Consider the following 11,817-nt stretch of genomic DNA (forward strand, 5'->3'; position numbering starts at 1 on the left):
ATGTCTGAACAAAACCATGCTACCCGCGGCAGCACGCCCGCCCTGTACCACGTCGTGCCGGGCGTATGGGGGCTGCGCAATGTGTTCGTCAACCTCTTTTATGTGCGCGACCCCGAAGCGCCCGCGGGTCCGTGGGTGCTGGTCGATGCCGGCTTGCCGGGCTCGGCTCCGAAAGTGCTCGACAAGGCCGCGTTCCTGTTTGGGGAAGACAATCCGCCGGCGGCCATCTGGCTCACCCACGGCCACTTCGACCACATTGGCGCCCTGCACACGCTGATGGCGCGCTGGCCCGACGTGCCCGTGTACGCGCACCCGCTGGAGCTGCCTTACCTGACGGGCCGCTCGTCGTATCCGCCACCCGACCCGAGTGTGGGCGGCGGCGCGATGTCCGCAATGTCGTTCCTGTATCCGAAAAGCCCTATCGACCTAGGTGACCGGGTGAAGCCGCTGCCCGAAGATGGCACCATGCCCGGCCTGGATGGCTGGCGCTGGATTGCGACGCCGGGCCACGCGCCGGGCCACGTTTCCTTCTTCCGCGAGTCGGACCGCACCTTGCTGGCCGGCGATGCTTTCGTAACGACCAAGCAGGAATCAGCGATGGCCGTGTGGCAGCAGAAACAGGAAGTACATGGGCCACCCGCTTATTTCACCTGCGACTGGGAGCAAGCGCGCGCCTCGGTGCAAGCCCTGGCCGCGTTGCAGCCCGAAGTAGCCGCCACTGGCCACGGCATCCCGATGCACGGCCAGGAGCTGCGCGACCAGCTCACCCAGCTCGTGCAGCACTTCGATCAGCAAGCCAAACCCGCCCAAGGCCGCTATGTGCCCCAGCCCGCCCTCGCCGACGAAACCGGCGTGATAGCCGTGCCGCCACCCGTATCTAGTCCATTATCTGGCGTCCTACTAACAATCGGCGTGGTTGGGCTTCTGACCTATGCCTTGGCCACGCAGGACCATCCTGCTCAGCAGCAACGCCTGAAGAAAGCCAAGGCGTAAGCCGACCTAGGTTCCGCTTGTGCAATGAATGGCTGGACAGCAATGCTGTCCAGCCATTTTTGTATTCAAAATCCAGAGGATGCAGACAACAGGTGAATAAAGTGGCACTTTCTGAAGCCGTAGCGGCTAACCTCGGTTTGGCAAACTTAATTTTCGTTGATTTTATCACCAGTTTTCAACCCAGCAACTAACTAAAATTCAATTATTTAGGTATAATACCAGCTTAACAATTACGTAATAACAAGCTCAACTAAGGCAGATTTTCTTTGGAACTCCCGTTTAAGCTTGATAATCTGAGTTGTCACGCCAGAATGTGACAGCAGATTGGTCTTTATTTCTCTGAAGAAAACACCTCTACCTATGCGTACTTTTTTATCCCGGAGTTTAGTGGGCGCCGCGCTGTGGCTAGCTACTTTCACCCCCACCCTAGCCCAGGTAACGCCTACTGTTCCAGCTGCTACCGACACTACGCACAAGTTCGAGAATCCCAGCGGCATTTCGTCGCCCGTAGCTCGGGCACCGTGGTACAAGAGCAAGCTGGTGAGAGCCACCATCGTGCCGGCGGTGCTTATCACCTACGGCGCTACCTGCATCAACGGCAATGGCTTTTACAGCAGCTATCAGGCAAATAAAGACATCCACAAGCTGTTTCCTACCTTCCGCACTCACCTCGATGACGTCCTGATTATTGCGCCGTATTTGGAGCTAGGCGGCGTGCTGCTAGCTGGCGTCGAGTCGAAGAACGACAAGATTAACATTGGCTTAGTGGTGTTGAAAAGTGAGCTGATCATGCTCTCCAGCACCTTCATTGTGAAGTCATTGACCAAAATTCGGCGCCCCGACAATTCGGACATGCTCTCGTTTCCGTCGGGCCACACGGCGCAGGCGTTTCTGGCGGCCAGCATCGTGCACAACGAGTTTCGGGATAAAAGCCAGTGGTATGGCATAGGCGCCTACGCTATTGCGACCAGCGTGGCCGGTTTGCGCATGATCAACAGCAAGCACTGGCAAAGCGACGTGGTAGCGGGTGCCGGCTTTGGCATCCTTTCCGCCCACCTAGGCTACCTCACCCATCGCAACCGCTGGGGCCGCAAGCCGCTCATGCCCACCGGCATGAACATTATGCCTACTTGGCAGCAAGGCGCGCCCGGCCTCGGAATGACCTGGAAGCTGTGATTTATTGATGTGCTATGCTTTTGGCAGCAGGTCGCAGTACCAGAAGCCGGCGGCAAACGGATCGGGCGCATTGGCTTCGGCGGCGCTGCCAGTCGGCGATGCGTAGATTCGGCGCACCAATTCGCCTCGTTCAAAAGCAATGGGCGCACTGAAGTACGGCGCATCGAACACGAAGCTGTGGTACTCGCCGTTCTCGCCGCAGGGGTCGACGCCAGACGGCAGGTCGCGCAGAAAGTCGTGGTCGAGCAGGCGGCCGCAGAAGCTGGCATCCAGGTGCTGCTCGTTCACGCACACTACTACCGCCTGAAAACCTAGGTCTAAATACTCGCGCAGGATGTCGGCGCCGGGGCGCTGCCACAGCGGAAACACGGCCTGCATACCTAGCTTCGCCAGCTGCTGTTCGCGGTAGGTGCGCAGGTCTTCCAGGAAAATATCGCCGAAGATGGCATGAGTGATGCCTTGCTGCTGCAAGGGCGCCAGCGTGGCCGTCATCAGGCGCTCGTAATCGTCCATGGCAGGCATCTCGGGCAGGGCTAGCTGTATGAGCGGCAGGCCGATGCGCTGGGCCTGCATTTCCAGCAACGACACACGCACGCCGTGCATTGAGACCCGTTGGTGGTGGGCGTTTACGCTGGTAAGCAGTTGCGCCACAGCATAATGCGGGTCTTGCAGAATGTGGTACAGAGCAAGGGCAGAATCTTTGCCTCCGCTCCAGTTCATCAGGGCTGAAATCGACATAAGCCAAAGGTAAGCAGGACGCTGTACGGCGCGACGCCTACTGTTTGAGGGAAAAATTCAGGTCGCTGCCTCTTTTTGCTCAGTTTTCCGTACAAGCGTTTGTGCTCTCCCTCCTTTATCAACCATGCTCTCCTCAATGAAACAGACGCCTAACCTACTACTCGCCTTGTTGCTCGGTGCTACGGCCACGCTTTCTGCCTGCGATTCTCGCTATACCCCCGGCGTCGATCCGCAGCGCGTAAACGATTTTGACGTAAGCGCCGCCCCGCCGGCCCGCACAATGGAGATTTACGCCGATAGCATCAACTACCGCCAGAACGTGCAGCCGCCAGCCGGCAAAGGCTCGGCCGCCGACATGCAAACTTCGGCTGACGCGGGCCTGGAAAATGCGCCCGGCGGCAACAGCTCTACTTCCATGACGCCGCAGGGCAACAGCACCTCGCTCGATCCTAGCTCCAAGAACACGGGCGGCACCGGCTCCGGCAATCAGAACGACGTGAAATCGCCGGCGCAGCAGTCGACGCAGCAATAGCCCAACGCTACTCTTTAATAAGCCAGAAAGCCGGCGCAACCTAGGTTGCGCCGGCTTTCTGGCTTATTAGTCAACTGTTTATCCTACACCCCTGGCCGCGCATCGAGGCAATAGCGGTTGTGCTCGGCGTGGCGCAGCAGCAGGATAAAGAAGATGCCATACACCATCTGCGTGCCCACCGCGTCCCAGTTTTCCTGCTGACTGCTGCCAAATACCAAAGCCATCAGCAGGAACATGCCGAGCGTCAGCACGGGCCGCGTAAACAGCCCCAGCACCAGCAGCAACCCAATTCCGAACTCCAGAAACGGCAGCACCGTGGCGAATAATTCGACGAGCGTAGTGGGCAGCCAGGTGGCGGCAAACTGCTTCACCAGCCCGGCGCGAAAGGCACCTAGCTTCGGAATGCGAACCAAGCCGTGGCCCAGGAAGTTGATGCCCAGCAAGAGCCGGCCCAGCACAAAGGCCAGCTCGGAGTTGGTCAGTGTCATAGAAGCGAGCTAACGTTTAAGCCGGCGAATTTCGTGTCCGCTTCGGAGCTTGCTTCACTGCTTTGCGCTTGGCTTGCCGGGCTTTCTTATCGGCCCCGTACGGTGGGTTTTGGAGCAGCGCCAGGCCGCTCCCTACGGTGGTAGCATCTTCCGTCAGCCCCCAGACGGTATCGGGCAGGCCGGTTGCTTTGCCCAGGTATTTGCGGAGCGCCAACATGCCATACGTAGCAGCAACCGCCGCCGCACTGCCGAGCAGTGCCCCCTGCAACAGCTTGCCACCGGCCGCCTTGTAGGTAGCACCGCCCACCAAAGCGCCGGATAAAATTCGGCCGCCCAGCACGGGCGGCACCGTCCGGTCGGGGGCGTTGGGCAGTTTGTCGCCGATCATTTCGCCCCCGGCCATCACCTTCAGCACGGTAGCCGTTGTGGGCGACTGGAGAAAGCCCAACCGCGACTTACGGAGCTTCTTGGAAGGGTTCTTTGCCAGCGTGTGGCTGAGCAGGGCCGGAGCCGTCATGCTGCGCATGCCGGCCAGCACACCCAGCCCCACCGCTTGCCAGAATTTAGTTGCCATATAATTCAGCGTTATGTTCTTGTGAAAAGAGTAACTCCCTTAACGCAACTTATCAGTCAACAGTTAACCGTTGCCATCTAACACCTAGGTTTAGGCATATAAGATTGACAACTAACACCTGACAAATGCTAGCGTGCTAAATCGGCCGCCAGGCGCTGAAAATCCAAGTCTTGAAAATCGTAGCTAAAATCAGTGAGCGGGGAAATTGGCTTCATTTTCATCCCTGTCGCATTGCCCTGTTCGTCCAGGGTAAAGGCGGCGTAAGCATCGGCGTTGAAGCTTCGCTCGCGCCAACGCACTACGTAGGTACTACCGCGGTAGGGCAGCAGCTGCCCCGTCAGGCGCGGCGAACGTAATACCTTCAACCACAAACCCTTGCTCTGCGTGTAGATAATCACCTCTCCTAACCACGGGTCACGGTAGCGGCCAACATACGGCGAGTAGTCAGGTTTCTTTGCTGCCTTCTGCGCCACGGCCACCTGCTTCCCCACAGCGTCCAGCACCTTATCCGCATCCGACTCGCTGCTCTTGCGGCGGTCTACCATTTCCTGCACCCGGTCGAGGCCCGAAAGACCTAGGTAGTGGTCCTCGATGGCATTCGTGACGGCCGTAAACGCGGCGCCTACTTCCTGGTTGGTCAGCACGATGATGCCCAGGTGCAGCTCCGGCAGCAGCGTCATCTTGGTCACCATGCCAATTTCGCCGCCCGTGTGCGACACCTCTTTGTAGCCGCGCACGTCACGCAGAAAAAAACCTAGCCCGTAGGCGGAAAAGTGCGTGTTGTAGGGCGTCGGGGCCGGACTCAGGGGCAGAATGGTTTGGGGCGTCCACATTTCCTGCTGCACCTTGGCGCTAAGCAGCGAAGGCGGCGCGCCCGGTCCGCCGAGCAGCATCTTGGCCCACAGGCTCAGGTCGGCCACGCTGGAATACATGCAGGCCGCCGGCGCCCACAGCGTACCTAGGTCGCGGCGCACCACCTGCACCTTGCCATCGGCAACGGCATGGGCATCAATGACATTGCTGGCGTCGGGCAGCCGCGAAAAGCTGGTGGCGCTGTGCGTCATACCGAGCGGCTTGAGCAGGCGCGCTTCCACAAAGTCGGCCCAGGGTTGCCCGGCTACTCGCGTCACAATCTCGCCCGCCACGATGTAGAGGTTGTTGTCGTAGGCATACTGGCTGCGAAACGACGACACCGGCCGGAAGTAGCGCAGGTTGTGAATGACGTCTTTGGTGGTGAAGTCCGTTGAGTCGGGAAAGAACATCAGGTCGCCCGCGCCCAGACCTAGGCCGCTACGGTGCGTGAGCAGGTCGCGGATGGTGAACTCGGCTGTCACGTAGGGGTCGTAGAGCCGGAACTCGGGGATGTAATCCGTCACCTTATCGTCCCAGTTCAGCTTGCCCTCATCAACCAGCAAGCCGAGCGCCGCCGCGGTAAAGGCTTTGGTATTAGAAGCAATGCCGAACAGCGTGTTGGCATCTACTGGCGCTTTCGTGTTCAGGGAACGGACGCCGTAGCCTTTGGCCAGCACTATTTGCCCGTCTTTCACCACACCCACCGCAATGCCCGGCACATCGAACGCCTTAAGCGTGCGCGCCACTACGGCATCCACGGCGGCTACGTCGAGGGGCGCGGCAGCTGGGGTTGCCATTTGGGCTTGATTTGGTAAAGCTGCTGCTAAGGTCAGACCCAGGCTCAGGAAATAAACTCGAAACATAGAGAGGTTCAGTTTAAAGGCAGACCTAGGTTCCCGCAGAGGTCTGCGCAGAGGGCGCTGAGTTGTTCAACGGACCTCCAGCGCCTTCTGCGGAAACCTAAGTCTGCCCGGTACCACAAAGCTATTTCTGCCCTACTTCCCAAGTATTCATCTTGCGCTCCAGTACCGAAAGCGGCATAGCCCCGTCTTTCAACATCTCATCATGGAAAGCACTGAGGCTGAAATGTTCACCTGACTGATTCCGGTACTTTTCGCGCAGCCGAACCTGGTCGTTGGCACCTAGCTCCTTCTGGTACTTGCTGCGCAATTCCCGAATCTTGAGCGCGCCTACTTTGTAGGAAAGCGCCTGCCCCGGAATGGCCATGTAGCGCTCAATCTCGGCCGTGGCGCCCTGCTCGCTGATGGCTTCGTTGTCCATCATGTACTTAATGGCCTGCTCGCGCGTCATGCCTTTGGTGTGCATCCCCACATCGACTACCAAGCGAATGGCGCGGTGCATCTCGTCGCCGAGCGCGCCCATGTACTGATACGGGTCGGTGTACAGACCTAGCTCTTTGCCCAGCGATTCGCAGTACAAAGCCCAGCCTTCGACCATGGCGCCGTAGCCGCCGAAACGGCGGAACTTCGGCAAGTCGTTGCTTTCCTGTTGCAGCGAAATCTGGTAGTGGTGGCCCGGAATGGCTTCGTGCAAAAACAGCGACTCCATGCCCGAAGTCGTGTTAAATGTCTTGGCATCCAGAATCGGCACGTAGAAAATCCCCGGCCGTGAGCCGTCCGGCGCACCTTGATTGTACTCCGCCGACGCCGATGCCGCGCGGAACGCTTCCGTCTGGCGAATCTCAAATGGCGTCTTCGGCACCTGCCCAAACATCTTTTTTAGGTTCGGCTCCATGCGCTTGTGGATGTCCTCGAAAGCGTTGAGCACCTCCTGCGGCGTTTTGTAGGGCATAAAGCGCTTGTCGTTCTTCATAAATTCGAAGAAGGCTTTCAAATCACCCTTGAAGCCGACCTGCGCCTTCACTTTCTCCATCTCGCCCCGGATACGCGCCACTTCCTTCTCGCCCGTCTCGTAGATTTCCTCCGGCGTCTTGTCAGTAGTGGTATAGTACTTCACGTAATACATGTAGTCTTCCTTGCCGCCCGGAATAGCCGCAATGCCCGTGCTGGTGCGGCTTTTCGGCAAGTACTCGTTTTTCAGGAAAGCACCTAGCTTTTGGTACGTGGGCACCACACTCGCCATAATGGCCTGCTTATAAGCATCAGTCAGGCGCTTTTGGTCATCGGCGGAAATGTCCTTGGGAAAGTTCTTGATGGGGTCGTAGAACAGGCTCTGGGTCGGGTCCGGCACGACGAAAGACTGCATCTGCGGAATCATCTTCGTCACTAAGGTTTTTGGCAGCACCACGCCCGCGGCCATGCCCTTGCGGAAGTTGGCAATAGCCGAATCGGCCCACACCGGGAAGCTCTTCACCCGACCTAGCCAGTTTTCGTAGTCTTTAGCCGTTTTGAAAGGCTGAATGTTGGCACCCGAGCCATATTGCCCCATGCTAATCGGCAAACCCCAAAACTGCTGAAACGGCATCATCCAGGTATTCAGCTTCAGCCCGGCTAGTTGGCTTTGCATCTCATACTGAAAGATATCGTAGCTGATCTTGTCGTTTTCCGATAAAGTATTGCGGTCGAAGGCATTCAGCTTATCAAGGTAGCCTTGATAGTACGCCCGCAGCGTATCGCGGAAAGCGTGCGTCTGGTCGTTGGGGAGCAGGTTGTTGTAGCGGTTATCCCCCTGCGCCGTCGCGTCGAAGGGGAAGAGCTGGTTGTGCTTCTCCCAATAAGCATCAAACAGCTTACCTAGGTTTTGCGCTTTCGCATCACCGTCGGCTGCGCCGTTCTCTCCTTGTTTTTGCTGATTGCAAGCGGCCAGTAAGGAACTGGCAAGTGCCCCAATGAGGACCAGTCTTTTCATGTAAGCTAGAGGTAGGTTGTGGAGCTTAAAGCTAAGTAGTTTGCCCTAGCTATTTGCACATGTAGGAACGCGCCACGGCGCGTTCGTCGTTGCTGACGCCAGAACGAACCCGCCCCGCGCCAATCCGCCACGCCGACGCATCGTTCAACGATGGAACGCGCCGTGGCGCGTTCCATCGGGTTAAAAAGAACAGTCCTGCCACGCTGAGCGCGGCAGGACTGTCCAAACTTAAGCCCAGGCCCTAGCCAGCTACACCAGCAGCGCCAGGAAATCGGGTTTACCGTTCAGGTACTCAAACGAGAAGCCTTCCTCCAGCATCCGCGCTTTAATACCTTCCACGTCGCCGGGCTGCTTCACTTCGATACCTACGAAAACAGGGCCTTTCTCCTTGTTGTTCTTTTTGATATACTGGAAGTGGATGATGTCGTCTTCAGGCAGAAGTACGTTGTTCACGAAGCTGCGCAGAGCACCGGGGCGCTGGTTGAAGGTCACCATGAAGTAGTGCTTCAAGCCTTGGTACTTCATCGCCCGCTCCTTGATATCCTCCATGCGGGTGATATCGTTGTTGGAGCCACTCACCACGCACACCACATTCTTGCCCTTGATTTCGTCTTTGTACTGGCTCAGGGCCGAGATGCTCAGCACGCCCGCTGGCTCCACTACGATGCCTTCCTCATTGTAAAGCTTCAGCAGATCCTGGCAAACAAGGCCTTCCGGCACCAGCACGATTTCATCCAGCAGTTCACGGCAGATTTCATAAGTCAATACGCCAGGGCACTTCACGGCAGCGCCGTCTACGAAGCTGTCGATCTGGGTGAGGGCGCCGTGTTGCCGGTCGTAGTAGGCCTTGTGCATGGAAGGCGCGCCTTCCGGCTGCACCCCGATGAGCTTGGTGTGCGGGCTCATTTGCTTGAACACGCTGGCCACGCCCGAAGCTAGGCCACCGCCCCCGATAGGCATGAAGCAGTAGTCGATCGGCGCGGTAGCAATTTTCAAAATCTCCAGCCCTACCGTAGCCTGCCCAGCTACCACGGCGGGGTCGTCGAAGGGATGAATGAACGTGCTGCCGCGACTGTCGCAGAACTTCTTGGCCGCTTGAAAAGCCTCGTCGAAGGTATTGCCCGTGAGCACCACTTCCACTTGGTCTTTGCCGAACAGCCGAACTTTGTCAACTTTCTGCGCCGGTGTGTTGGCCGGCATGAAAATATACCCCGGCAGTTGGAGCGAGTGACAGGCATAGGCGACACCTTGAGCGTGGTTGCCGGCGCTAGCGCACACAATTTCGCGGGCGCCGGCAATTGGTGGCAACGTGGCCATCTTGTTGTAGGCGCCCCGAATCTTGTAGGAACGCACCACTTGCAGGTCTTCCCGCTTCAAGTACACATTGGCCTCGTAGGTACGCGACAGACCTAGGTTTTGCAGCAAAGGCGTCTTGTAAATGACGCCTTTTAGCAGCCGCGCTGCCGTCTCTACTTGCTCCAAACTAACGGCAGCTGTTGCCGGGGCTACTTCGTTTTCCATGGGGTTACTATTTTGAAGAAGCTAGGTCAGAACTAACAGCTCCCCTCCTTTTTCAAGGAGGGGTTGGGGGTGGTTCCTTGTCGTTGAACAAAGACTAGCTCTAGCTGAACCACCCCCAACTCCTTCTTAAAAAAGGAGGGGAGCTAGCTTTCTAGTGCTAGCTCCCCTTCTACTTACGCTTCTACGTTCTCCGTTTTCGAGCGGAGCTGGCGCACTGTGGCGCCCGTCTGCCACAACTCAGAGTCGCGTACTTCTTTCAGTTCGGCTTCCAACTCTTTGCGGTAGCCGGGGGTCGAGCCACGCTCGATGGTGCGGCGGGCTTCTTCGCCAGAGGCTACGCTGTCGTACAGCTCATTCAGCACGGGCAGGGTGGCGTCACGGAAACGACCTTTCCAGTCGAGGGCACCGCGCTGGGCCGTTACCGAGCAGTTGCTGAACATCCAGTCCATGCCGTTTTCGCCTACCAGCGGCACGAGGCTCTGGGTCAGCTCTTCTACGGTTTCGTTGAAGGCTTCCGAAGGCGAGTGGCCGCGCTGACGCAATACTTGGTATTGCGCCTCGATGATGCCAGCTAGGGCGCCCATCAGCACGCCACGCTCGCCGGTCAGGTCGGAGTAAACTTCTTTCTTAAAGTCGGTTTGGAACAGGTAGCCCGAGCCAACACCGATGCCCATAGCAACTGCCTTTTCGTAGGCTTTGCCCGTAGCATCTTGGAAGATAGCGAACGACGAGTTCAGGCCACCGCCAGCTAGGAACAGACGACGCAGGCTAGTGCCGCTACCCTTGGGAGCCACCAGAATTACGTCTACATCAGCTGGGGGGATGATGTTGGTTTGGTCGTTGAAAGTGATGCCGAAGCCGTGCGAGAAATACAGCGTTTTGCCAGCGGTCAGGCGCTCTTTCAGCGTGGGCCACAGGGCAATTTGGCCGGCATCCGACAGTAGGTTGCAGATGATGGTGCCGCGGTCGGCTGCTTCCTCGATTGAGAACAGCGTTTCGCCTTCCACCCAGCCGTCGCTCACGGCTTTCTCCCAAGAAGCCGAGTCTTTGCGCTGACCCACAATCACATTGAAACCATTGTCACGCATGTTCAGGGCCTGGCCGGGGCCTTGTACACCGTACCCGATGACAGCAATCGTTTCGTCTTTCAGAACTTCATGCGCTTTTGCTAAAGGGAATTCGTCGCGGGTAACTACGTTTTCTTCTACGCCGCCAAAATTGATGGTTGCCATTGGGAAAGGTTAAAAGGTAAAGGTTGAATGTTGATTTTCAGTGTAGCGCGGACTCTGTAGTCCGCGCAGAACGATTGTTGTTGCTTCAGCAGCGCGAACTACAACTGAAAGTCAGCGTAGCTAAAGTCCGCGCTACAGCAGGTTACATCGTGAATACTTTGTCGCGGCTGTTGAGGTACTCGTTCTCAGCCACTTCCGGGCTAGGCTCCGTCCGTTCGAACTCGCGCAACTTGCGATTGAAGCCTTCACTGCCTTTGATGATGGCAATGCGGGCCGAGCGCACAAACTCAATCAGACCGAAAGGCTGGAGCACCTTAATAAGGTTGTCGGTTTCCTCGCGGTGACCGGTGGTTTCGAACACCGTGTAGTCCTTGCGAATCACTACCGCCCGCGCGCCGTTTTCGCGCAACAGGCGCTCTACCAACGCCTTCTCCGCGATGATGTCGGTAGGCACTTTATAGAGCGCCATTTCCTGCCAAATCACGTCGTCGTTGGTGTTGTAGTACACCTTCAGTACTTCCACCTGCTTCTCGATCTGCCCGGCTAGCTTCGCGACGACCTCCTCCGTTTCGTGAATCACAATATTGAAGCGGTGAATCCCTTCGATTTCGGAAGGCGAGACGTTCAGGCTTTCAATATTGATCTTGCGGCGGGAGAAAATGATGGCAATGCGGTTCAGCAGACCTACCTGGTTTTCCGTGTAGGCTGTGATGTTATATTCTTGCCGGTCAATGGGTTGATGACTCATATACAATAAAGTCTTTCGTCGTTTTCCGGTCCGACGCCCTAGGCGTCCGACCGGTTGTCGTGTGCTGACGTCTGCGTAAGCTAGGTGCAGCGGGTAGTTCAATCGCGTCGTTCTAGCGGCAACCGGTCGGACGC

At 57.4% G+C, this 11,817-nt stretch carries 11 protein-coding genes; 3 read left to right on the plus strand and 8 right to left on the minus strand.

Features of this window, described 5'->3' with window-relative positions:
- Both IEX74_RS00110 and IEX74_RS00115 read left to right on the plus strand, forming a co-directional pair.
- Positions 1-993 carry an MBL fold metallo-hydrolase gene (locus IEX74_RS00110; RefSeq protein WP_188809784.1) on the plus strand — a complete coding sequence of 331 codons (993 nt, stop codon included), beginning with the start codon at positions 1-3 and terminating at the stop codon, positions 991-993.
- Between the two features lie 360 nt (positions 994-1,353).
- Positions 1,354-2,169 (plus strand): phosphatase PAP2 family protein, encoded by an 816-nt coding sequence (locus IEX74_RS00115; protein ID WP_188809786.1) that lies wholly within the window; start codon positions 1,354-1,356, stop codon positions 2,167-2,169.
- A gap of 12 nt (positions 2,170-2,181) precedes the next feature.
- Here the strand turns inward: IEX74_RS00115 and IEX74_RS00120 are convergent, their stop codons facing one another.
- Complete coding sequence (locus IEX74_RS00120) at positions 2,182-2,907, minus strand: Dph6-related ATP pyrophosphatase (RefSeq protein ID WP_188809789.1); 726 nt, start codon at positions 2,905-2,907, stop codon at positions 2,182-2,184.
- A 136-nt stretch (positions 2,908-3,043) separates the two neighbouring features.
- On the opposite strand from IEX74_RS00120, the gene IEX74_RS00125 reads away from it, so the two are divergent.
- Complete coding sequence (locus IEX74_RS00125) at positions 3,044-3,439, plus strand: hypothetical protein (protein ID WP_188809790.1); 396 nt, start codon at positions 3,044-3,046, stop codon at positions 3,437-3,439.
- 83 nt (positions 3,440-3,522) lie between these two features.
- Here the strand turns inward: IEX74_RS00125 and IEX74_RS00130 are convergent, their stop codons facing one another.
- The 7 genes from IEX74_RS00130 to ilvN all read right to left on the minus strand — a co-directional run bounded on the left by IEX74_RS00130 (position 3,523) and on the right by ilvN (position 11,683).
- A complete protein-coding gene (locus tag IEX74_RS00130; RefSeq protein WP_188809792.1) occupies positions 3,523-3,927 on the minus strand; it encodes a DoxX family membrane protein in 405 nt (134 codons plus the stop codon).
- A gap of 16 nt (positions 3,928-3,943) precedes the next feature.
- Entirely contained in the window at positions 3,944-4,501 is a 558-nt protein-coding gene (locus IEX74_RS00135) for a DUF4126 domain-containing protein (protein WP_188809794.1), read from the minus strand.
- Between the two features lie 128 nt (positions 4,502-4,629).
- Entirely contained in the window at positions 4,630-6,216 is a 1,587-nt protein-coding gene (locus IEX74_RS00140; RefSeq protein ID WP_229755053.1) for a serine hydrolase, read from the minus strand.
- A gap of 121 nt (positions 6,217-6,337) precedes the next feature.
- A complete protein-coding gene (locus IEX74_RS00145) occupies positions 6,338-8,182 on the minus strand; it encodes a DUF885 domain-containing protein (RefSeq protein ID WP_188809796.1) in 1,845 nt (614 codons plus the stop codon).
- Positions 8,183-8,431: 249 nt separating this feature from the next.
- Positions 8,432-9,703, minus strand: a complete 1,272-nt coding sequence (gene ilvA / locus IEX74_RS00150) for a threonine ammonia-lyase IlvA (RefSeq protein ID WP_188809798.1) — start codon at positions 9,701-9,703, stop codon at positions 8,432-8,434.
- Positions 9,704-9,876: 173 nt separating this feature from the next.
- A complete protein-coding gene (gene ilvC, locus IEX74_RS00155; RefSeq protein WP_188809800.1) occupies positions 9,877-10,935 on the minus strand; it encodes a ketol-acid reductoisomerase in 1,059 nt (352 codons plus the stop codon).
- Between the two features lie 142 nt (positions 10,936-11,077).
- Complete coding sequence (gene ilvN, locus IEX74_RS00160; protein WP_188809802.1) at positions 11,078-11,683, minus strand: acetolactate synthase small subunit; 606 nt, start codon at positions 11,681-11,683, stop codon at positions 11,078-11,080.
- Between the last annotated feature and the right edge of the window lie 134 nt (positions 11,684-11,817).

The organism is Hymenobacter cavernae, from assembly GCF_014641455.1.
In the GTDB taxonomy this organism is placed as follows: Bacteria; Bacteroidota; Bacteroidia; order Cytophagales; family Hymenobacteraceae; genus Hymenobacter; species Hymenobacter cavernae.